The following is a 20,974-nucleotide window of genomic DNA, read 5'->3' as shown; positions in this document are numbered from 1 at the left end:
CCTACCCCTTGACCGCACCAGCGGCGATGCCGCGCACGAACCATTTGCCGGAGATGAAATAGACCGCCAGCGGAACCGCGGCCGTCAAGATGGTCGCCGCCATGTGAACGTTGTATTCGCGGATGCCGGTGGTCGTGATAACGATGTTGTTGAGCTGGACGGTCATCGGCATGTTCTCGCGGCCGGCGAACACGACGCCAAACAGGAAGTCGTTCCAGATGCCGGTGACCTGGATGATCACCGCGACAATGGTGATCGGCACCGACATCGGCAGCATGATCATGACGAAGATCTGCCAGAAGCCGGCACCGTCGACGCGGGCGGCCTTGAACAGTTCCGCCGGCAGCGCGCCAAAGAAGTTGCGGAACAGCAGTGTCAGGATCGGCATGCCGAAGATGGTGTGGATGATGATGATACCGGGCAAGGTGGCGAAGATGCCCATCTCGCGAAAGGCGATGATGAGCGGATAGATCACCACCTGATAGGGAACGAAGGCGCCGAACAGCAGCAGCCCGAAGAAGATTTCCGAGCCCCTGAAGCGCCAGTAGCTGAGTGCGTAACCGTTGATGGCAGCGATGACGATCGAGATGATGACGCTCGGGACCGTGATCTTGACGGAGTTCCAGAAGCCCGGGCGCACGCCCTCGCAGTCGCGCCCGGTGCAGGCCTCAGACCATGCCTGTATCCATGGCTCGAAGGTGAGCTCGGACGGCCAGGCAAAGAGATTGCCCTGACGGATCTCCGGCATGGTCTTCAGCGAGGTAACGATCATCACCCAGAGCGGAATCGTGAAATAGATCGCCGACATGACGAGGAAGGCATAGATGCCGATGCGGGCGATCGAGATGCGCCTGGGCTTCGGACCGCGCGGCCCGTCCAGCGCGACGGAGCCGGCGACGACCGCTCCCCGGTCCATGGCGAGCGTCGTCATGTTCGCGCCTCCATCGCAGCCTGGGCGCGTCTCGCCGCGCGCGAGGAGCGCCACTGGAAGTAACCGCGCAGGCCGACCAGAGCCATGATCGGCAGAAGCATCATGGTCGCCGCGGCCATGCCGATGCCGGCATTCTGGCGATTGGTGATGTGCTCGATGACGAAGACCGCAGGCATCTGGGTCGCGATGCCCGGGCCGCCCTGCGTCATGGCGACGATGAGGTCGTAGACACGCACCACCGAAACGGCCTGCAGCACGAAGGCGGTGGCAAGCGCGCCCTTGATCATCGGCAGCACGATGAAGATGTAGGTGCGCCAGTTGGGAATGCCGTCGACACGCGCCGCCTTCCATATCTCGGCATCGACGCCGCGCAGGCCGGCGAGCAGGATCGCCATCGTGACGCCGGTGCCTTGCCAGACGCCGGCGATGATGACGCCGTAAATGGCGGTGGCGGGATCGGAGATCGGCGCGAACTCGAAGCCGGCGAAACCCCAGTTCTGCATCGCCGCCTCGATGCCGAGATTGGGGTCGAGCATCCACTGCCAGACCAGGCCGGTGACGATCAGCGACAGGGCGAAGGGGTATAGGAAGATGGTGCGCAGCAGGTCTTCCTGCTTGATGCGCTGGTCCATGAAGGCGGCCAGCAGATAGCCGAAGATCATGTTGAAGCCGATGACGAGGACGCCGTAGAGCCAGATGTTCTGGACCGAGACGATCCAGCGTGGCGTGTCCCACAGCCGCTCATACTGCATCAGCCCGACGAAATCGAACTTCGGAAACAGCCTCGAATTGGTGAAGGAGAGCGTGATCGAATAGGCGATGCAGATGACGAATACGCCCACCGACACCGCGATCATCGGAATGCAGCCGATCATCGACTGGATGTTGGGCAGACGCCGCGGGCGGCTGGCCATGATATCCTCCCCTTCGCGCGAGCCGGCCTGGCGCGGCCAGCCGGCAGCATTCCCCGAACGGCGCCGAGGTCGCGGCGCCGTCCGGATTTTTGCCTATCCTACGCCTTGTCAGTCGGCGTTTTCGAGGATGGTCGCGAAGCGCTCCTGAGCGTCCTCGATCGAGACCGAGCTGTTGAACGAGAACTCGGCAACCAGGTCGTTGATCTGGCCCGAAGTGTCCTCGGTCAAGAAGCGGTTGGTCGCGGTGATGACCGTCTCGGGGTCGTCGAGCAGCGCCAGGCCTTTCTTCATGCAGGCGTCGGCGAGCGACAGGTCGACGTCGGCGCGAACCGGCAGCGAGCCCTTGGCCAAGTTGAACAGCGCCTGGACGCGCGGGTTGATCATCATCGACGCCATCTTGAGCTGGGCCGCCTCGACCTCGGGATCGTCCTGCTTCGGGAACAGGAAGATGTCGCCGTCGGTGGTCAGATACGGCGTATCCGACGGGCCCGGCAGGCACTCATAGTCGACGCCCGGCTTCTCGCCGGCGACGGCGAATTCACCCCGGGCCCAGTCGCCCATGATCTGCAGGGCGGCCTTGTCGGTGATCACCAGATTGGTGGTGTCGTTCCAGTTGCGGTTGGCCGAACCTTCGTCGATGTAGGAGACCAGCTCGCGCCAGATCTTGAAGACCTCGGTCACTTCGGCGGAGCGGGCGTATTCGGCGTCCTTGTCACGGAAGAGCTTGTAGTAGCCCTCCTTGCCGATCACGCTGACGATGACGGCATTGTTGAAAGCGCCCGAATGCTGCCAGGTCTCGCCGCCGATGGCGAAGGGGATAAAGCCCGCTTCCTTGATCTTGGGCGCGGCCTTGAGGAAGTCCTGCAGATTGGTCGTCACCTCGACACCCGACTTCTCGAAGACCGGGATCGACGCCCAGCCCCACTGCCAGGAATGGATGTTGACCGGCACGCACCAGATCTTGCCGTCCTTTTCGCAGGCGTTGGTCAGGATGCTCTCGGGACGGATGAAATCCTTCCAGCCCTCCTTCTCGGCGAGCTCGGTGAGGTCGAGCAGGTAGCCGCCCTCGATCAGCTCTTCATACTGGCGGCCGGGATTGAACTGCGCCGCGCCGGGCGGATCGCCGCCAAGCACGCGCTGCATGGTGGCCGCGCGCGAATTCGGGCCGCCGGCGATTGCCGTATCGAGCCATTTGTCGTCGCCGAGCTTGTCGAACTCGTCGGCGAAAACGGAAACTGCGGCCTGTTCGCCGCCCGAGGTCCACCAATGCATGACCTCCACCTCGGCGGCAGAGGCGGTCTGGGCCATCGGCACGGCGACCGATGTCGCCAGCAAGGCGGTCAGAAGTCCGTAACGCATGCCATTCCTCCCATTTCTGTAACGTTACAGTTTCTGAATAGGGGAAACGCCGAAGCTCCGCAAGCCGATTCAGCCGATTTTTTTCGATAGGCGAATTAAAAAGGCCTCGATTCTGATTCTGCAACGCAATATTTGCTATTGCACTGCAACATCTCCGACATTTTGTTGCGCTCCCAGGTCCGGATCGGATCGATCGCACGCACAATGGAGACGGCCTCCTGACGCCCGATACCCCTCATTTGCGCATGCAGAAACTCTCCTGTAACGTTACAGCTTGTGGGCATGGAGAGGGATTTCGGTGCACTCCCGCAATACGGCGATTGCCGCCGGCGAACCTCGCTGGTAGGCGAAGACATGGACAAGCGCAGCCCTCGCGCCGCGGCGGTGGAACCCGGCCGCCCGACGCTCAAGACGATTGCCTTCATGACCGGGCTCGGCGTCACGACGGTCTCGCGGGCGCTCAAGGACGCCCCCGAGATCGGCGAGGAGACGCGGCGGCGTGTCCAACTGGTGGCGCGCCAGGTCGGCTACCGGCCGAACCGCGCGGGGGTGCGCCTTCGCACCGGCAAGACCAATGTGATCAGCCTGGTCCTCAACACCGAAGAACAGATCGGCGGCTTCGTGTCGGCGCTCATCTACGGTATTTCGGAGCGGCTCGCCGCAACCCCCTACCACCTGATCGTCACCCCTTATTCGCGCTCCAACGACCCGCTGGAATCGGTCCGCTACATCGTGGAGACGGCATCGGCCGACGGCATTATCATCTCGCGCATCGAACCGGAGGACGCGCGGGTGCGCTACATGGTGGAGCGAGGCTTTCCCTTCGCCACCCACGGCCGCACACATATGGGCATCGAGCATCCCTATCACGATTATGACAACCACGCCTTCGCACTGGCGGCGGTACGCCGGCTTGCCGCCGCCGGCCGCAAGCGCCTTGCCCTGCTGGCCCCGCCAGCGGTGCTGAGCTACCACCACCACATGCGCGACGGCTTCCTGGAAGGGTTGCACGAGGCCGGCCTGTCGGAGGTCTCCTTTCCACATGCGACCGTCGACGACCGCATCGAGGTGATCCGGGCACGAACGCGCGAACTCATGCAACGCAAAACACGGCCTGACGGGGTCATCTGCGGCAGCGGAGCGGCGACCTTCGCCGTTGTTGCCGGCATGGAGGACGAGGGGCTGGCGGTCGGCCGTGACGTCGATATCGCGGCCAAGGAGTCCGCCGGGCTCCTCAACCTTTTCAGGCCGCAGATCCGTGCCTACCACGAGGACGTCAACCTCGCCGGCAGCGAGGTGGCGCAGGCCGTGCTCGGCGCGATCGACGGTCAGCCGGTCGCGCGCCTGCAGAGTCTCAGTGCGCCGCGCGAGATCAACAAAACCTGCTGACCAAGAACAAAGGGCCGGATTCCTTGCGGAACCCGGCCAGTCTGCGGTCACCCCTTGCGGGATTCGCTGCAAAGGACGCTAGAACTCCTGCCAGCCATCCTCCTCAACCTCTATGTCGAGCGCCGTGGCGCCATCGGTGACGGCGAGCCGAACCGGCGGCCGGGTGGGCTGTGGCTGCCGTGCAGGCTCCGCCGGCTGACGGTGAGCCCCGGCTTCGGTACGGAAATGTGAAATCAGCGCCATCAGTTCAGCGCCGTCGCGGGCCAGATTGTGGCTTGTCGCGGTGAACTGTTCGGCCATCGCCGCACCCTGCTGGGTGGCGGTATCGATGCCGCCCATGGCCGAATTGATGCCGCGCAGGCTCTCGGCCTGGTCCTCAGCCGCCCTGGCGATCTCGACAACGATCTCGTTGATGCTGCCGACCTTGCCACTGATACGGCCGATGAACTCGCCTGTCTCGCCGACCAGCTTTGCGCCGCTCTTCACCTGGGCCTCGGACGCCTGGATCAGGCCCTTGATCTCGCTCGCAGCTTCGGCGGAACGCTGCGCCAGCGAGCGCACTTCCTGGGCGACGACGGCGAAGCCGCGTCCGGCCTCGCCAGCACGCGCGGCCTCGACCCCGGCATTGAGCGCCAGGAGGTTGGTCTGGAAGGCAATCTCGTCGATGACGCCGATGATCTTGGTGATTTCGCGCGACGACTTTTCGATACCGTTCATGGCGCTGATCGCCTGGCCGACGACCTCGTCACTTCGGCCTGCGTCGCGCGCCACCTCGGTGACCGCGTCGCGCGCCTCGCCGGCGCCCTTGGCGGTCGACGTCACCGACGAGGTGATGTCGTTGACGGCGGCGACGGTCTCTTCCAGCGTTGCCGCCTGCTGCTCGCTGCGGCGGGCCAACTCGTCGGCGGCACGGCGGATCTCGCCGGTGCCCAATTCGAGTTGACGGCCGGTGTCGACGATGCGGTTCATCGCATCCTGGAGCCGGTCCATGGCCCGGTTGAAATCATCCTTCAGCTTGCGGTAGTCGGCTGGGAAATCGACCTTGAGCCGCGTGGTGAGGTCGCCCTCGGCGAGGCGGGCCAATGCCGCCCCGAGGAGCTTGACGACGGCGGCCTGCAGCTTTGCCGTCGAGGCGCGCGCGGCCTCGTTCTGCGTGCGCTCCTCCTCGATGCCGACGCGCTGGGCCTCGAGTTCGCGATCAGCAGCCATCTTCTCCACCGACGCGACACGGAAGCCGTCGAGCGCCCGGGCAATGACGCCGACCTCGTCGCGGCGATCGAGATGTGCCACCGGCGTTTCGAGATCGCCTGCGGCCAGCGCCTCGATGCGTCCGGTGACGGCTTTCAAAGGCCGGCCGATCACCATGCGGATGGTGAGGAACAGCAGGATCACGAGGAGGGCAGTGGACGCGGTCTGCACCAGCGCGGAGCCGCCATTGAGGGAATCGCGGATATCCTCGACCGCAGCCGTGTTCCAGGCGAGGCCGACATGGCCGAGCGGCTTGCCGTCTGAGGTGCGTCCGGACGGCGCGACCATGACGATGCTGCCGTCAAGCCTCCTGGTCACGATCTTCTCGGGCGCGCCGGCGACGATCTCGGCCATCGCGGCGTCGATCGCCGTTGTTTCCGTTTCGGGCGCGGCGAAGGCAGCGAGTTCTGCCTTTTCGGCATCGAAGGCGATGGCTCTCAGCAGCGCCTTGTCGGGATCCGTCTCGTAGGCCGCATAGGCTTCTGCGACCACGTCGGGCTTCTTCCACTTGATGCCGCCGGCGGCCGCTTCCGCGACCTGCCCGGTCTGCATCGTCCAGCCGTCGATGGCCAGATCGTAGAGGCTGCCTTCGGCGGTGCGGTCGACGAAATAGATCGACGCGGCGAGGCCCGCCACGTTCACGATGACGGCTGCCAGGATCAGCTTGAAGGTGATCGACAGACGGCCGAAGACACTGAACATACGCATACGGTCCTTTCGCGGCTCCCCGTTTGCGACGGCCTTCAGAGGCCGTCGACGTTGATGCCGACCGTGATGGCTCCGATGACCTCACCGCTCGCCGGGTCGGTGATGGCGATGCTTGCCTGCGACTGCAGCGTCTGGGTCGATTCGTCCTTCTCGACCTCGTCGACGAAGATCGCACCGGCGCCGGCGCCATATGATTTCTGCCACTTGGCCTCGTCGCCCTGCCAATAGTCCGAGGTGACCGCGCTCTGGCCGACATTGAGGCCCTTGTTGTCCATGACGAAGGCCTCGGTGATCATGCCGCCGGCCTCGTCCTGCTTGGCGGACAGGAACTGCGACAGCGCGTTGGCAAGCACCTTGTCGATCAGCGGCCGGTCGCTGGCCTCGGTTTCGGCCCGCCACTGCTGGTCGAGCTTGTCGATATCGGCCTGGCCAAGCCCGGCATTGGCGGCGTTCTGCTCCTTGATGGCGGAAACCACCACGGGATCGACGAGCCAAGGCTCGATATTGGCCTTCACATAGTCGGTGACCGGGCCGACATGGTCCTGCGCCATCGCGCCGGTGACCATCATCATCGCCGCGGCCGGAATCGCGGCAAGCTTCAGATATCGGATCATGAATCCCCCTTTGCCCCATGCCCTCGCCCGTCTCGGCGCATGCCGAATCAGGGGCGGGCCTGACGGAGGATGGCCAACAAATCTTGCTCGAATCTTACTGGGCGGTGAAAAAGATCGTTCCAATGCGGCTAATCCCGGAGCGGCGGGAAGGTTGGACCCGGAAGGTTCGACACCCCGGCGGGAGCGGCGGCGAACGCGCCGGATGGCAGCGCCGATCAACGGTTGATGGTGTCGCGGCGTTCGGCTATGTAGCGCCTTGGCCGTCCGCAGGGGCGGCGCCGGCCCCTGGCCTGCACCCGTAGCTCAGCTGGATAGAGCGCTGCCCTCCGAAGGCAGAGGTCACAGGTTCGAATCCTGTCGGGTGCGCCAATCCATTTTGATCTGTCCCGGACGCGGCGGCTTCCTACGAAAGCGCGGGACGTCCTTGTCAAACTCCTGCTGCCCCCGCCGTACCGGGCGGCGTAGTGCTACACGGTTGCGGCTCAAGACTGGCTCTGCTGCCATCGTCCCGACCCCGCGCCGCGCTTGCCCGTCGGCGGCCCGTCGCTGCGTTCGCCTGCCTGTTCTCGCCTTCCCGTTGATAGTTACATATTCGATGGTTACGAATGCAACCAAATGGCTGCAACCGCCTCCGGGAGGCAGAGATGAGCTTTTCCTACATGCCGGGCTTCGGCAACGATTTCGAGACCGAGAGCCTGCCGGGTGCGCTGCCGCAAGGCAGGAACTCGCCGCAGCGTCCCGCCTACGGGCTTTATGCCGAGCAGCTGTCGGGCTCGCCCTTCACCGCGCCGCGCGGCACCAACGAGCGCTCCTGGCTCTACCGGATCCGGCCGAGCGTGCGCCACACGGCGCGCTTTGCCGCCTTTGCGCAGCCGCACTGGAAAAGCGCCCCCAACAACGGCGATCACGAGTTGGCGCTCGGCCAGTTGCGCTGGGACCCGGTGCCGATACCGAACGTCGAGACCGACTTCGTCGCCGGTATCCGCACCATGACGACGGCCGGCGACGTCTTCACTCAGGTCGGCATGGCCGCGCATGTTTTCGTTGCCAATACCGACATGGTCGACGACCATTTCTTCAACGCCGACGGCGAGCTGCTGGTGGTACCGCAGGAGGGCGGCGTGCGCTTCGTCACCGAGATGGGCGTGATCGAGGTTACGCCGGGCGAGATCTGCGTGCTGCCGCGCGGTCTGGTCTTCAAGGTCGAGCTCGTCGACGGCCCGGTTCGCGGTTATTTGTGCGAGAACTACGGCGCCAAATTCACGCTGCCCGACCGCGGCCCGATCGGCGCCAACTGCCTGGCCAATCCCCGCGACTTCAAGACGCCAGCGGCATGGTTCGAGGAGAAAGAAACGCCCTGCCGACTGATCGTGAAATGGTGCGGCGCCTTCCACGTCACCGAGATCGGCCATTCGCCGCTCGACGTGGTGGCCTGGCACGGCAATTACGCGCCCTACAAATACGACCTTTCGACCTATTCGCCGGTCGGCGCCATCCTGTTCGACCACCCCGACCCTTCGATCTTCACCGTGCTGACGGCACCATCGGGCGAGGAGGGCACGGCCAATATCGACTTCGTCATCTTTCCGCCGCGCTGGCTGGTGGCGGAGGATACCTTCCGCCCGCCCTGGTACCACCGCAACATCATGAGCGAGTTCATGGGTCTGATCCACGGCCAGTACGACGCCAAGGAGGAGGGTTTCGTGCCCGGCGGCATGAGCCTGCACAACATGATGCTGGCGCACGGACCGGACGCGACGGGTTTCGAGAAAGCCTCGCGCGCGGAGCTGAAACCGCAGAAGCTCGACAACACCATGGCCTTCATGTTCGAGACACGCTTCCCGCAGATGCTGACCCGCTACGCAGCCGAACTCGACACCCGGCAGGACAATTACATCGACTGCTGGAGCGACCTGAAGAAGCGCTTCAACGGCACGCCTGAAGGCGACTGGAGTTGAGGGCCGCCTGAAAGGCCCCAAGCCTCGCGCCCAGCGAGGGAGGAGACGACATGCCCCATGTGACGCCTCTGGACCGTGCGGAACTGCCGCAATTCGCGGAGTTGTTCGAGCGCTATGACCGGATTCGCGGTTTCCTGCCGAACTCGATCCTGACCATGGGCAGGCGCCCGGCGATCGCCGAGGCCTTCATGCGCCTCAACCAGGCAATCCTATATGAAGGCACCGTGCCGGAAGCCTTGAAGATGATGGTGGCCTATATGGCGAGTTCGGCTGCCGGCTGCCGCTACTGTCAGGCGCACATGGCCAACCTTTCCAGCGTCTACGGCGTGGCCGACGACAAGATCCGCGCGATCTGGGAGTTCGAGACAAGCGACCTTTTCTCCGACGCCGAAAAGGCCGCGTTGCGACTGGCGCTTCACGCCGGCAGCGTTCCGAACACGGCGGCGGCAGCGCATTTTGATGCCTTGGAGGCCCATTTCACAGACGCCGAGATCGTGGAGATCGTCGCCTCGATCGCGCTCTTCGGATATCTCAACCGGTGGAACGACACCATGGCGACCGAAATAGAGGGCGTGCCGCAAAACCTCGCCGAACGCGCGATCGCACCGGCCGGCTGGCAGGCCGGCAAGCACGGCGCACAGGACTGAACAGGAGCTGACCCGCATGGCCAAACAATTCGCCTCTGCCGGCGACATGACCGAAAAGAAGGTCTCGTTCACCGAGATCGGCCGCGACCTCTGGGCCTTCACCGCCGAGGGCGATCCCAATACAGGCGTCATCATAGGCGACGATTCGGTGATGATCGTCGACGCGCAGGCGACGCCGCGGCTCGCCAACAAGGTGATCGAGAAGGTGCGCTCGGTGACCGACAAGCCGATCAAATATGTGGTGCTGACGCATTACCACGCGGTCCGCGTGCTCGGTGCGTCGGCCTACGGCGCGTCGGAAACGATCATGTCCGACAAGGCACGCGCCATGGTCGCCGAACGCGGGCAGGAGGACTGGGATTCGGAATTCGCGCGCTTCCCGCGCCTGTTCCAGGGCCATGAATCGATCCCGGGCCTCACCTGGCCAAGCCTGACCTTCTCCAGGAGCGCCACCCTTTTTCTCGGCAAGCGCCGCGTCGACCTGCGCTTCCTCGGCCGCGCCCACACGGCCGGCGATATCGTCGCCCTGGTGCCTGACGCCAATGTCATGTTCACCGGCGACATCGTCGAATACCACTCGGCCTGCTATTGCGGCGACGGGCATTTCAAAGACTGGCCGGCGACGCTGGCCGCGATCAAGGGGTTCGGCCTCGACGCCATTGCGCCCGGGCGCGGCGACGCGCTGGTGGGCGAAAAGATGGTGAATGCGGCGCTCGACAACACTGCCGACTTCGTGACCTCGACCTACCGGCCGATCGCACGCATCGCCCAGGGCGGCGGCTCGCTGAAGGAGGCGTGGGACGCCTGCCGCGCCGTCTGCGATCCGAAGTTTGCCGACTATGCGATCTACGAGCACTGCCTGCCCTTCAACGTCGCCCGCGCCTATGACGAGGCGCTCGGCATCGACACGCCGCGCATCTGGACGGCGGAGCGGGACAAGGAGATGTGGGAAAGGCTGCAGGGTTGAGCACGGGTTGGGCTACGATCGAGGTTGCCGGCGCCTGGTTGTTTCTGGCCGGGCTGATCGCCTGGACCATCGGTGCCGGTCTCCATTTCCGCTTGAACTCCGAGCAGTGGAACCGCTGGTTGTCTGCTAGATCGTTTGCCGAACACAAGAGGCAGTCCTGGGATACGCTGCGCGATATCTTTGGCGATCATCGTTCACGATGGCCCGCACTGTTCGGTGCGATTCTGACACTGGCAGGAATCGGGGTTCTGCTGGCTGCGTCATGACAACCGAAATGAAACCGGCAAGGTTGAACGCATGACCCGCATCTTCGAAACACCGCTCTATCCCTACCGGCGCTCGCCCGACCAGGACGCGGCGCGCCCGGTGCGCCATCCGGTGATCGTCGTCGGCGCGGGGCCGGTCGGGCTGGCGCTGGCGATCGACCTTGCCACACAGGACGTGCCGGTGGTGGTGCTCGACGACAACGACAAGGTGTCGTTCGGTTCGCGCGCCATCTGTTTCGCCAAGAGGCCGCTGGAGATCCTCGACCGGCTCGGCTGCGCCGACCCGATGGTCGCCAAGGGCGTGACCTGGAACCTGGGCAAGGTCTATTTCGGCGACCGCCGTGTCTACGAGTTCAACCTGCTGCCGGAGGCCGGTCACCGGCGGCCGGCGTTCATCAACCTGCAGCAGTTCCATTTCGAGAAATACCTCGTCGACCGGCTGCGCGAACTGGAAGCCGCGGGCAAGCCGGTCGAAATTCGCGGCAACAGCCGGGTGACCGGGGTCGAGCAACAGAATGACGGCGTCACGCTGACCGTCGACACCCCGGAAGGCCCATACCACGTCGAGGCCGACTGGGTGGTCGCCTGCGACGGCGCCGGCTCGCCGATCCGTTCCCTGATGGACCTCGATTTCGTCGGCCGCGTCTTCGAGGACAATTTCCTGATCGCGGATGTGCGCATGGAGGCGGAGTTTCCGCCCGAACGCTGGTTCTGGTTCGATCCGCCTTTCAACAGGGGACAGTCGGCGTTGCTGCACAAGCAGCCGGACGGGATCTGGCGTATCGATCTGCAACTCGGATGGGACATCGACCGGGAGAAGGAAAAGAGGCCTGAGAATGTCATTCCGCGGCTGAAGGCGATGCTCGGCGAGGACGCAAAATTCGAGCTCGAATGGGTGTCGATCTACACCTTCCAGTGCCGGCGCATGGAAAAGTTCCGGCACGGTCGCGTGGTGTTTGCCGGCGACTCGGCACATCAGGTCTCGCCGTTCGGGGCGCGCGGCGCCAATTCCGGCCTGCAGGATGCCGACAACCTTGGCTGGAAGCTTAAGCTCGTCACCGGCGGGCTGGCGCCGGAAGCCCTGATAGACAGCTACGATGTCGAGCGCATTCAGGGCGCGGACGAAAACATTCTCAATTCCTCGCGGTCGACCGACTTCATCACGCCGAAATCGGAGACGAGCCGGCTGTTCCGCGACGCCGTGCTCGACCTTTCCGAACGCTTCGAGTTCGCGCGGCCGCTGGTCAATTCCGGCCGGCTCTCGGTTCCCTGTATCCATGACGGCTCGCCGCTCAACGGACCAGATGTGGAAGGCATGCCGGCGCGCACACGGCCGGGCGCGCCGGCACCCGACGCCGAACTCGCCGGCAGCTGGCTGCTCGGCCGGCTCGGCGGCCGGTTCCAGCTGCTGACCATCGACGCCGAGGCGCCCGACCGGATCGACGTCGGCGGCATCACGGTCGAGCGCGTCGCGCTGGCTGCCAAGGACGATGCAAGCGGCGCGCTTGCCGAACGCTATCTGGGCACGGCGAAGAGCGCCGTCTATCTCATCAGGCCCGACCAGCATGTCGCCGCCCGCTGGACGTCGTTCGATCGCGCGGCGGTCGAGGCGGCGGTCAACCGCGCCACCAGCAGGCCCTGAAAGGCAAAACCGCATGGCCAACCTCGTCACATCACCGAACATCACCGGTCCGGACGACTTCTACGAGGAACTGCTCGCGCTGCACGACGGCTTGAGCAAGGAGGCGAGCGACGCGCTGAATGCGCGGCTGATCCTCATCCTTGCCAATCATATCGGCGACCGCGAGGTGCTGAAGGAAGCTTTCGAGGCGGCAGCGCTGGCGAAACAGCAAGCCGGCTACTAATATCGGGCTGCTTCTTCCTTCGCAGCGTCACCGAAGCCCCTCGTACAGACAACGAGGATGCGCGCGCCGTCGGTTCCGGCTGCGGCGTAGAGATGGCCGCGGCCGGAATCGAAATAGATACTTTCGCCGCGATCGAGAACCACCGGAGACTTGTCCTCCAGATGGACAGTGACACGGCCGTCGACAACGAACAGGAACTCCTCGCCTGCGTGCTTGACGAAACGGTCGAAGCGCATCGTCTCCAAAGGGCGCAAGGTGCCGAGCATCGGCGTCATCGCCTTGCTCCACAGGTCCGGGAACAGCATCTCATAGGCATAGTTGTCGGTCTCGTGCAGGCGGAACTCGCCAAGCCGCGCCACCGCCACCTCGCCGGGCCGGAACCGCTCGCCATGTTCCGAAAACAGCGCCGCGACATCGACACCTAGCCCGTCGGCCAGCTGGCTGAAACGGTCATAGGTCAGCGCCATCAGCCCGCGCTCGACCTTCGAAACCGTGGAGACCGCCAAACCGGAACGCTGCGCGACCTCGGCCAGGGTCAAGCCACGTTCGTGGCGGATCTGGCGCAACCTCTCCCCCATCCGGGCGCGGCGGTCGGCAGGGGCCATCACTCCGGGCGCAAGCTGGTCCATTGCCGGAATCTAACTCCGCGCCGACGTCGCGTCCACTTTTTCCGATCGGAAAATTTTGCCGTTTTCTTATTGGAAAATCGTTGCTAGGCTCCGCTTCGAGAATATGCGTTTGAAGGGGGCGTAGCGTGCGGGAAAGCAGGATTGGAACCTGCGACGTGGCCGTCATCGGAGCGGGCATTGCCGGCGCGTCGGTCGCGGCCGAACTGGCGAGCGACGCTCGCGTGATCCTCATAGAGCGGGAGGCCCAACCCGGCTACCACACCACCGGACGTTCCGCGGCTCTGTTTTCGGCCATCTACGGCCCAGCACCGATCCGGGCGTTGACACGCGCCTCGGCGCCGTTCTTCGAAGGCCCGCCTGACGGTTTCTCAAGCGCTCCATTGCTCTCGCCGCGCGGCGCGCTCATGATCGGCCGCGAGGAACAGCTGGGTGCGATCGCCGCCATGGAATCCGAGATCGCGGACGCCGGCGGTATCCGCCGCGTCGAGCGCGAGGCGCTCGAACGCATGGTGCCGCTCTTGCGCAGAGGTTATGCCGCGGCCGCGATCCATGAAACCGATGCGCGCGACATCGACGTGCATGCGTTGCATCAGGGCTATCTGCGCCGTTTCCGTTCAGCCGGGGGAGAGATCGTCAACAACGCGGAAGTGCTGTCGATCGAGCGCGACGGCGACGGGTGGCGAATCGAAACCAGCGCGGGGACGATCGCGGCGGAAAGCATCGTGAATGCCGCCGGAGCCTGGGCCGACGAAATCGGCGCCATGGCTGGCGCTACCCCCATCGGACTGGTTCCGAAACGGCGAACCGCGGTTATCGTTTCGGTACCGGAAGGATATGACGCAGCCGACTATCCGATCGTCGTGGACATCGAGGAAGAATTCTATCTGAAGCCGGATTCCGGGCGCCTCCTGATTTCGCCGGCCGACGAGACGCCGTCGCCCCCCTGTGACGCCCAGCCGGACGAACTCGACGTCGCGATCTGCGTCGACCGCATCGAAAAGGCGTTCGACCTTTCCGTTCGGCACATCGAGAACAAATGGGCCGGCTTGCGCAGCTTCGTCGCCGACAAGGTGCCGGTCGCGGGCTATGATGGCGACGTGCCGGGCTTCTTCTGGCTTGCCGGACAGGGCGGATACGGCATCCAGTCGGCACCGGCGCTGGCGCGGACCGCGGCCGCGCTGGTCATGGGACGCCCAGTGCCAGGCGATGTTCTCGACCAGCGGCTCGACCCGGCCTCACTGTCGCCGGCAAGGCTGGAGCGCGGCTGATGGCCCTGCTTGTCCCGATCGCGGCGCTGTTGTTGCTGCTGTCGGGGCTGGCGCTCGCCTATGTGATCGGCGCCTCCGCCGTGCTGGCCTTCCTGGCGACGGACAATGGGCGCTACCTCGCGATCCTGCCGCAGCAAATCTTCTCGCGCATCGATGTCTTCGCGCTGATGGCGATGCCGCTTTTCATCCTCGCCGGCGAGATCATGAACCGGGGCGGCGTGACGCGTACCCTGATCGACCTGTCGATGGCACTGGTGGGTCGCCTGCGCGGCGGGCTCGGCCACGTCAACATCATGACCAGCGTGTTTTTTGCCGGCATCTCCGGTTCGGCGGTTGCCGACGCGGCCGCCCTTTCCAACACGCTGGTGCCGGCCATGCGTGAACGCGGCTACACGGCCACCTATGCCGGCGCTGTCACTGCCGCCTCCTCGATCATCGGGCCGATCGTGCCGCCCTCGATCATCCTGATCTTCTACGGCGCGCTGATGGGCACATCGGTCACCGCGCTGTTCCTTGCCGGTATCCTGCCCGGCCTGCTGCTCGCGGCGGCACTGTTCGCCGTCAACGCCTTCTTCGCCTGGCGCGACGAACATCCGCGCATGACCCGGGAGGAGGCACCGCCGCTCCTGCCGACCCTGCTGCGCGCGCTGCCGGCCCTGTCGCTGCCGCTGATCATCGTCGGCGGCATCGTACTCGGCTGGATGACACCGACGGAAGCAGCCGCCGTCGCCGTATTCGCGGCGCTGGCCGCCGGAAGTTTCTACGAAGGGTTCAGCCGCACCGGGCTGATCGCCGGCCTGCGCCGCACGGCCACGCTTTCGGGATCGATCTTCATGATCATCACGGCCATTGCCGCGCTAGGTCATCTCGGCTCGCTGGAGCGCCTGCCTGAGGCGATCGCCGCCACGGTGACCGAACTCGGGCTCGGCCCGATCGAATTCATGATCGCCATGAACGTGCTGTTCCTGCTGGCGGGAATGGTGCTCGACGTGCCCGTGGCGCTGGCGCTGCTGGTACCGCTGCTGGCGCCGGTGGCCCTCGCGCAGGGGGCCGAGCCTGTCCATCTCGGCATCGTGCTCTGCTTCAATCTGTGTATCGGCCTGGTTTCGCCGCCGCTCGGCGGCTGCCTGCTCGTGGTCTCGGCGGTCACCCGGACGAGCTATTGGCGACTGGCACGGGCAATACTGCCTTTCGTCGTGGTCGAGATCGGAGTGCTGGCGTTGCTGGTTGCGTTTCCTGGCATCAGTCTGTGGCTTCCGCGTGCCTTCGGCCTCGCCGGTGGAGGATGAGGACGCCAAAAATACCGATGAGAATGAACAACAACAGGAGGTAGGAACATGAACATAGCCAAATGGACTTTCGCCGCGACCCTCGTCGCCGCGTTGGCCGCCGGCGCGCCGGCGGCAGCCCAGGTCAAGGTGGCGCTCGACAGCCCACCCGACCTGGAAGGCTCGGGCAGCTATGTCTGGGCGCACGCCTTTGTCGAAAGCCTCAACGCCAGCGGCATCGAGGCCGAGGAGTATCAGCGCGGAGCGCTCGGCGGCGACGACGAGCTGTTCGATCAGGTCAGCCAGGGCCTGCTCGAGGTCTCCATGTCGCCGCTCGGCATCGTCGGCTCACTCGACAAGCTGATCTACGGCCTGAGGCTGCCGTACTTCTTCGACAACATGGCAGAGGTCGACAAGGCGCTCTACGACGGTGGCATGCTGGCCCGGATCAACGAGGCGACGGCGCCCAAGGGCGTGCGGGTGCTTGCCGTCAACACCGTCGGCCAGGGATCTGGCATCTTCAACACAAAGAAGGAGGTGCAGAGCGTCGCCGACATGGCCGGCCTGCGCATGCGGGCGCTCGACGAGAGCCAGATCGAGCTCTACGAGGCGTGGGGAGCGTCCGGCACCATCGTCAGCTGGGCCGAGGTGCCCAATGCCCTGCAGACCGGGGTCGCGGACGGCTATCTGAACCCGCCCATCGTGCCGCTGCTGTTCGGACATACGGACTTCATCAAGTTCTTCACCGACGCGGAGATCACGCCGTCGTTGCGCATCACCATCGTCTCCGAAGACTGGTACCAGGGCCTTTCGGAGGAAGAGCGCGGCAAGGTCGACGCGGCGGCGGATGCCGCCAACAAGGCCAATCGCGACTGGCTGGCCAAGCAGGACGCCGTCTATGGCAAGCTTGAAGCTGCCGGTGTTGCCATCGTGCGGCTGAGCCCGGAGGCGCGCGCAGCGTTCCGGACAGCGTCACAGCCGGCCTACGAGAGCGGCCTGATCTCGGCAGAGCAGATCAAGGCCTGGGAAGCGGCAAAGGGCATGTGACCCGGTGAAGGCGGCGGCAAACCTCCTCGACCGGGTCTCGGCCTGGCTCGACAGGATCGCGCTCACCGGCGCGATCCTGGCCGTGCTCGTCATGGCATTCGCTGCCGCCTACCAGGTCGTCGCCCGCTACATTTTCGATGCGCCGCCGGTATGGACGGAGGAACTCGCGCGCCGTGCCATGGTCTGGGCCGGCATGCTCGGCGCCTCGGTCGCTTTTCGCGAGCGTTCCGATCCCAACCTGTTCCCGGACCGGGAGGGGATGACGGGCCGGAGCGGCATGGCGCTGGCCCTCATCCGCGCCGCAGGCGTCACCATCTTCGCCTTTCCCGTTCTCTACTACTCCCTGTTCGGGCCGGGCATGAGCCTGGCGCGCGGATTCCTCGGCCGCAGCCTCGACCGCAGCGCCGAGATGATGAACATCCCGATGATCTGGTTCACCGCCGCCGTTCCGGCGGCCTTCGCCATCATCATGATCCACGTTCTGGCGGATCTCGCCAGCCGATTGTCCGTTACCGAGATGGGACCGGGCGGAGAACAGGAACAACGCATCGCATGAGAGTCTTCATCGCCAGCCTGAGCACCGAGACGAATTCCTTCTCGCCGCTGCCGACCGGCCAGTTGAGCTTCGAGGAGGGCGCGATCGCGCATGGCGACGCCACCAGGCACAAGGTCGAATACTGGTCGGCTCCGATGCACATCTGGCGGGAAATGGCAGAGGCGGAGGGCTGGGACGTCGTCGAAAGCCTGACCGCACACGCCCAGCCGGCGGGGCCGACCGTACGCGACGTCTACGAGTCGTTCCGCGACGAGATCCTCGGCGATCTCGAGCGGGCGGGAACGGTCGATATCGTACTTTTGTCGCTGCACGGTGCAATGATCGCCGACGGCTACGACGACTGCGAGGGTGACCTGATCGCGCATTGCCGCGCGCAGGCCCCCGACGCAGTGATAGGCGGCCTGCTCGACCCGCACTGCCACCTGACCCCGGACATGCTGGAAAAGGCAACGCTGCTGGTTGCCTACAAGGAATATCCGCATGTCGACATTCCGGATCGCGCGCGCGACCTGTTCCGACTGGCTGCCGATGCGGCGCGGGGCAAGACAAAACCTGTCATGCGCGACTTCGATTGCCGAATGATCTGCGCCATGCACACGCCCTATGAACCGATGCGCGGCTTCGTCGACGCGATGAGCCGGAGGGAAAGCGAACCGGGCGTGCTGTCGCTGTCACTGGCACACGGCTTTCCGTGGGGCGACCATCCGCGTGTCGGAGCGCGCGCCCTTGCCATTACCGATGGCGATCCGCAACAGGCGGAAGCGATCGCCCACGAACTGGCAGAAAAGCTGTTCGCGCTCCGCCACGAAATCATGCGGCCCTATCCGGACATAGAAGCCGCCCTCGACCGGGCATTGGCTGCTTCGTCCGGACCTGTCGTGCTGGCCGACGTTGCCGACAATGCCGGCGGTGGCGCGCCGAGCGACTCCACCTTCGTGCTCGAGGCCATGCTACGGCGCGGCATCACCAGCGCCGCCACCGGCATCTATTGGGATCCTATCGCTGTCCGCATCTGCCGGGAGGCCGGCGAGGGCGCTTCGCTCGACCTCAGGCTTGGCGGCAAATGCGGCCCGATGTCGGGCAACCCGCTCGACCTGCGCGTCACCGTCAGGAAACTGGCATCCGGCCTGACCCAGCGCTTCGGCAAGCTCCCATCCTCGCTCGGCGAAGCGGTATGGCTGCACGCTTCAGGCATCGACATCGTCGTCAACGACCTGCGCACGCAAACCTTCCATCCCGAGGCCTTCACACAACTCGGCATCGCGCTTGACGAAAAGAAGATCGTCGTTGTCAAATCCTCGCAGCACTTCCACGCAGGCTTCGCGCCGATCGCGTCGGAGGTGATCCACATGGCCACGCCGGGCGCGATCGCGCCCGACTACGCCAACATCCCCTATACCCGTCGTGACGGGAGTTACTGGCCCAAAACGGAGAATCCGTTCGCATGACCAATGCCCTGATTGCCGACCGCGACCGCTTCGCAGCATCCCATCCGGAAAAGCGGGTAACCGTGAACGGCCGCGAATGGGGCATGATCGCCGCCGGCGAGGCTGGCCCGGCGCTGGTGCTCATTCCCGGAACGCTCGGCCGCGCCGACATCTTCTGGCAGCAGATCGAAGCGCTTCGGGGACGGGTGCGCATCCTGTCTCTGTCCTATCCCAGCACCGGCGGCATCGTGGAATGGGCCGACGATCTCGCCGAGTTGATGCGCCGGCAAAACATGGACACGGCCACCGTTCTCGGCTCCTCGCTCGGCGGCTATCTGGCGCAATATTTCGCCGCCGCCCACGCGGACCGGACGGAGCGGCTGATCGCCGCCAACACATTGCATTCGGTCGAGGCGATCCAGCAGCGGCCGCCCTACAATTCCGATCTCGACGGCGGCCCTATCGAGGAGTTGCGCGCCGGGTTCGGCCGCGGGCTGACGGCCTGGGGCGAAACCCACCCCGAACAATCCGATCTCGTCGAGATGCTGATGGCCGAACAGGGCGGTCGCATTCCGGAGCCGGAACTGCGCTCGCGGCTGAAAGCCCTGAAGCATGGTCCGGAACTGCCGCCGCCCGGCATTCCCGCCGACCGGATCGTTACAATTGAGGGTGACGACGACCCGCTGGTCCCGCCGGACATGCGTGACGCCGTGCGCAAGCGGTTGAAGCCGGCGGTCGCCTACCAGTTCGCCTGGGGTGGGCATTTCCCCTATGTCGTGCGGCCTACCGAATACACCACGCTGCTCGAGGAGCAGCTGGGGCTCGAACTGACCGGCGAAGGCTGGGGTGAGGGACGGGCGCGGTCGAAATGATCGTGCTTTCCAATGATGACGTCGCGCAGCTGCTTTCGATGCGGGATGCGCTGGACGTCGTCGAAAGAGCAATGCTTGCCGTATCGGCCGGCCGGACCAATCTGCCGCTGCGCTCGGTGATCGACGTCGGAACGCCCAACCGGATGGGCATCATGCCGGGTGCGGTGCTTCAGGGCGATGATCGCCTGCCGCAATGTTTCGGCATCAAGCTTCTGAGCCTGTTCCCGGGCAACCCTGACGCCGGCTATTCGTCCCATGAAGGCGCCTATGTGCTCTTCGAAGGCGAACACGGCTCCGCCGTTGCGATCATGAATGCAGGCCTCCTGACCGCCCTGCGCACCGCCGCGGCCAGTGGTGTGGCGACACGGGCGCTTGCGCGCGAAGATGCCTCCGTGCTTGCGCTCATTGGAGCGGGCGAACAGGCCGAGCATCATCTCGACGCCATGGCCGCTGTGCGGCCGATCCGCGAGGTCCGGGTCGCCGGACGCCGGGCGGAAAAGCGTGACGCCTTCATAGAGAAGGCGGTCGAGAAGTATCCAGGGCTCGATTTTGTTGCCGCGGACACGGTCCGGGACGCCGTCTCAGGGGCCGACATCGTCTGTACCGTCACCTCATCGGCGGAACCGGTGCTTCTCGGCGAGATGGCCGAGCCCGGCATGCATCTCAACATCGCCGGCGCTTCGGTACCCTCCAGCCGGGAGGTCGACGAAGACCTCGTTGCCCGGGCGGCGCTCTTCGTCGATTACAGGGCCTCGACCTTCGCCCAGGCCGGCGAGGTGATCGCGGCCATGGAGAGCGGCCGCATCACACGCGAACACGTGCGCGCCGAAATCGGCGAAGTGCTGTCCGGGGCGCATGGCGGCCGCGGCAACGCGACGGAGATCACGCTCTACCGCTCGCTCGGCGTCGCGGCGCAAGATCTGGCTGCCGCCTGGCATTGTCTCGAACAGGCCAGAGCGCGCGGGCTTGGCGCCGAGGTTTCGCTGGGCTAAGCGGCGGAAATGCCGCGCCTGCGCGCTGTCTCTACCCTTTGCGGCACGG

Annotated in this window: 20 protein-coding genes and 1 tRNA gene; 15 read left to right on the top strand and 6 right to left on the bottom strand. The window is 65.1% G+C overall.

Annotation, left to right across the window (positions count from 1 at the left end; all coding sequences use genetic code 11):
- Position 1: 1 nt before the first annotated feature.
- From FQ775_RS19985 to FQ775_RS19975, 3 genes are all read right to left on the bottom strand, one after another.
- The gene (locus tag FQ775_RS19985; RefSeq protein ID WP_146298135.1) at positions 2-931 is read right to left on the bottom strand and encodes a carbohydrate ABC transporter permease; all 930 of its coding nucleotides are present in this window, start codon (positions 929-931) and stop codon (positions 2-4) included.
- Positions 928-1,845, bottom strand: coding sequence for a carbohydrate ABC transporter permease (locus tag FQ775_RS19980; protein WP_146298134.1), 918 nt, complete (start codon positions 1,843-1,845; stop codon positions 928-930). The genes FQ775_RS19985 and FQ775_RS19980 overlap by 4 nt, the downstream gene beginning before the upstream one ends.
- 108 nt (positions 1,846-1,953) lie before the next feature.
- The gene (locus FQ775_RS19975; RefSeq protein ID WP_146298133.1) at positions 1,954-3,204 is read right to left on the bottom strand and encodes an ABC transporter substrate-binding protein; all 1,251 of its coding nucleotides are present in this window, start codon (positions 3,202-3,204) and stop codon (positions 1,954-1,956) included.
- 354 nt (positions 3,205-3,558) lie between these two features.
- On the opposite strand from FQ775_RS19975, the gene FQ775_RS19970 reads away from it, so the two are divergent.
- Entirely contained in the window at positions 3,559-4,593 is a 1,035-nt protein-coding gene (locus tag FQ775_RS19970) for a LacI family transcriptional regulator (RefSeq protein ID WP_146298132.1), read from the top strand.
- 78 nt (positions 4,594-4,671) lie between these two features.
- Here the strand turns inward: FQ775_RS19970 and FQ775_RS19965 are convergent, their stop codons facing one another.
- On the bottom strand, positions 4,672-6,549 hold the full coding sequence (locus FQ775_RS19965; RefSeq protein WP_146298131.1) for a methyl-accepting chemotaxis protein: 1,878 nt from the start codon (positions 6,547-6,549) through the stop codon (positions 4,672-4,674).
- Between the two features lie 35 nt (positions 6,550-6,584).
- Complete coding sequence (locus FQ775_RS19960; protein ID WP_206064784.1) at positions 6,585-7,163, bottom strand: hypothetical protein; 579 nt, start codon at positions 7,161-7,163, stop codon at positions 6,585-6,587.
- Between the two features lie 292 nt (positions 7,164-7,455).
- Between FQ775_RS19960 and FQ775_RS19955 the strand changes: the two genes are divergently transcribed.
- From FQ775_RS19955 to FQ775_RS19925, 7 genes are all read left to right on the top strand, one after another.
- Positions 7,456-7,532: transfer RNA gene (locus FQ775_RS19955), tRNA-Arg, on the top strand.
- Between the two features lie 275 nt (positions 7,533-7,807).
- A complete protein-coding gene (gene hmgA / locus FQ775_RS19950; RefSeq protein ID WP_146298130.1) occupies positions 7,808-9,121 on the top strand; it encodes a homogentisate 1,2-dioxygenase in 1,314 nt (437 codons plus the stop codon).
- A gap of 50 nt (positions 9,122-9,171) precedes the next feature.
- Positions 9,172-9,768 (top strand): carboxymuconolactone decarboxylase family protein, encoded by a 597-nt coding sequence (locus FQ775_RS19945; RefSeq protein ID WP_146298129.1) that lies wholly within the window; start codon positions 9,172-9,174, stop codon positions 9,766-9,768.
- A gap of 16 nt (positions 9,769-9,784) precedes the next feature.
- Positions 9,785-10,735 (top strand): MBL fold metallo-hydrolase, encoded by a 951-nt coding sequence (locus tag FQ775_RS19940; protein WP_146298128.1) that lies wholly within the window; start codon positions 9,785-9,787, stop codon positions 10,733-10,735.
- A complete protein-coding gene (locus FQ775_RS19935) occupies positions 10,732-11,001 on the top strand; it encodes a hypothetical protein (protein ID WP_146298127.1) in 270 nt (89 codons plus the stop codon). Before FQ775_RS19940 ends, FQ775_RS19935 begins: the two co-directional genes overlap by 4 nt.
- A 31-nt stretch (positions 11,002-11,032) precedes the next feature.
- The gene (locus FQ775_RS19930; RefSeq protein WP_146298126.1) at positions 11,033-12,643 is read left to right on the top strand and encodes an FAD-dependent oxidoreductase; all 1,611 of its coding nucleotides are present in this window, start codon (positions 11,033-11,035) and stop codon (positions 12,641-12,643) included.
- Between the two features lie 13 nt (positions 12,644-12,656).
- Positions 12,657-12,866: a DUF2783 domain-containing protein gene (locus FQ775_RS19925; RefSeq protein WP_146298125.1), complete on the top strand. Its 210-nt coding sequence runs from the start codon at positions 12,657-12,659 to the stop codon at positions 12,864-12,866.
- On the opposite strand, the gene FQ775_RS19920 is transcribed toward FQ775_RS19925, so the two are convergent.
- Positions 12,863-13,495, bottom strand: a complete 633-nt coding sequence (locus FQ775_RS19920) for a helix-turn-helix domain-containing protein (RefSeq protein ID WP_146298124.1) — start codon at positions 13,493-13,495, stop codon at positions 12,863-12,865. The two genes, FQ775_RS19925 and FQ775_RS19920, sit on opposite strands and share 4 nt — an antisense overlap.
- 155 nt (positions 13,496-13,650) lie before the next feature.
- Here FQ775_RS19920 and FQ775_RS19915 point away from each other — a divergent pair, with 155 nt between their 5' ends.
- The 7 genes from FQ775_RS19915 to FQ775_RS19885 are packed head-to-tail and all read left to right on the top strand — an operon-like array spanning position 13,651 to position 20,925.
- Entirely contained in the window at positions 13,651-14,763 is a 1,113-nt protein-coding gene (locus tag FQ775_RS19915) for an NAD(P)/FAD-dependent oxidoreductase (protein ID WP_246730187.1), read from the top strand.
- The gene (locus FQ775_RS19910; protein ID WP_146298123.1) at positions 14,763-16,052 is read left to right on the top strand and encodes a TRAP transporter large permease; all 1,290 of its coding nucleotides are present in this window, start codon (positions 14,763-14,765) and stop codon (positions 16,050-16,052) included. Before FQ775_RS19915 ends, FQ775_RS19910 begins: the two co-directional genes overlap by 1 nt.
- 48 nt (positions 16,053-16,100) lie before the next feature.
- Entirely contained in the window at positions 16,101-17,078 is a 978-nt protein-coding gene (locus FQ775_RS19905) for a TRAP transporter substrate-binding protein (RefSeq protein ID WP_146298122.1), read from the top strand.
- 4 nt (positions 17,079-17,082) lie between these two features.
- Positions 17,083-17,634: a TRAP transporter small permease gene (locus tag FQ775_RS19900; RefSeq protein ID WP_246730186.1), complete on the top strand. Its 552-nt coding sequence runs from the start codon at positions 17,083-17,085 to the stop codon at positions 17,632-17,634.
- A complete protein-coding gene (locus FQ775_RS19895; protein WP_146298121.1) occupies positions 17,631-19,082 on the top strand; it encodes a M81 family metallopeptidase in 1,452 nt (483 codons plus the stop codon). Before FQ775_RS19900 ends, FQ775_RS19895 begins: the two co-directional genes overlap by 4 nt.
- A complete protein-coding gene (locus FQ775_RS19890) occupies positions 19,079-19,933 on the top strand; it encodes an alpha/beta fold hydrolase (protein WP_146298120.1) in 855 nt (284 codons plus the stop codon). Before FQ775_RS19895 ends, FQ775_RS19890 begins: the two co-directional genes overlap by 4 nt.
- Positions 19,930-20,925, top strand: a complete 996-nt coding sequence (locus tag FQ775_RS19885; protein WP_146298119.1) for an ornithine cyclodeaminase family protein — start codon at positions 19,930-19,932, stop codon at positions 20,923-20,925. Before FQ775_RS19890 ends, FQ775_RS19885 begins: the two co-directional genes overlap by 4 nt.
- Positions 20,926-20,974: the final 49 nt, after the last annotated feature.

Origin of the sequence: Nitratireductor mangrovi (genome assembly GCF_007922615.2) — a bacterium.
In the GTDB taxonomy this organism is placed as follows: Bacteria; Pseudomonadota; Alphaproteobacteria; order Rhizobiales; family Rhizobiaceae; genus Mangrovimarina; species Mangrovimarina mangrovi.
Note: the sequence above shows the minus strand (reverse complement) of the source record. Positions and strands in the feature narration are given on the sequence as shown.

What these genes read in the sequence shown, in the direction of transcription:
- FQ775_RS19985 (WP_146298135.1), bottom strand. Translation starts at nt 931, where the DNA reads ATGACGACGCTCGCCATGGACCGGGGAGCGGTCGTCGCCGGCTCCGTC.
- FQ775_RS19980 (WP_146298134.1), bottom strand. Translation starts at nt 1,845, where the DNA reads ATGGCCAGCCGCCCGCGGCGTCTGCCCAACATCCAGTCGATGATCGGC.
- FQ775_RS19975 (WP_146298133.1), bottom strand. Translation starts at nt 3,204, where the DNA reads ATGCGTTACGGACTTCTGACCGCCTTGCTGGCGACATCGGTCGCCGTG.
- FQ775_RS19970 (WP_146298132.1), top strand. Translation starts at nt 3,559, where the DNA reads ATGGACAAGCGCAGCCCTCGCGCCGCGGCGGTGGAACCCGGCCGCCCG.
- FQ775_RS19965 (WP_146298131.1), bottom strand. Translation starts at nt 6,549, where the DNA reads ATGCGTATGTTCAGTGTCTTCGGCCGTCTGTCGATCACCTTCAAGCTG.
- FQ775_RS19960 (WP_206064784.1), bottom strand. Translation starts at nt 7,163, where the DNA reads ATGATCCGATATCTGAAGCTTGCCGCGATTCCGGCCGCGGCGATGATG.
- hmgA (WP_146298130.1), top strand. Translation starts at nt 7,808, where the DNA reads ATGAGCTTTTCCTACATGCCGGGCTTCGGCAACGATTTCGAGACCGAG.
- FQ775_RS19945 (WP_146298129.1), top strand. Translation starts at nt 9,172, where the DNA reads ATGCCCCATGTGACGCCTCTGGACCGTGCGGAACTGCCGCAATTCGCG.
- FQ775_RS19940 (WP_146298128.1), top strand. Translation starts at nt 9,785, where the DNA reads ATGGCCAAACAATTCGCCTCTGCCGGCGACATGACCGAAAAGAAGGTC.
- FQ775_RS19930 (WP_146298126.1), top strand. Translation starts at nt 11,033, where the DNA reads ATGACCCGCATCTTCGAAACACCGCTCTATCCCTACCGGCGCTCGCCC.
- FQ775_RS19925 (WP_146298125.1), top strand. Translation starts at nt 12,657, where the DNA reads ATGGCCAACCTCGTCACATCACCGAACATCACCGGTCCGGACGACTTC.
- FQ775_RS19920 (WP_146298124.1), bottom strand. Translation starts at nt 13,495, where the DNA reads ATGGACCAGCTTGCGCCCGGAGTGATGGCCCCTGCCGACCGCCGCGCC.
- FQ775_RS19910 (WP_146298123.1), top strand. Translation starts at nt 14,763, where the DNA reads ATGGCCCTGCTTGTCCCGATCGCGGCGCTGTTGTTGCTGCTGTCGGGG.
- FQ775_RS19905 (WP_146298122.1), top strand. Translation starts at nt 16,101, where the DNA reads ATGAACATAGCCAAATGGACTTTCGCCGCGACCCTCGTCGCCGCGTTG.
- FQ775_RS19895 (WP_146298121.1), top strand. Translation starts at nt 17,631, where the DNA reads ATGAGAGTCTTCATCGCCAGCCTGAGCACCGAGACGAATTCCTTCTCG.
- FQ775_RS19890 (WP_146298120.1), top strand. Translation starts at nt 19,079, where the DNA reads ATGACCAATGCCCTGATTGCCGACCGCGACCGCTTCGCAGCATCCCAT.
- FQ775_RS19885 (WP_146298119.1), top strand. Translation starts at nt 19,930, where the DNA reads ATGATCGTGCTTTCCAATGATGACGTCGCGCAGCTGCTTTCGATGCGG.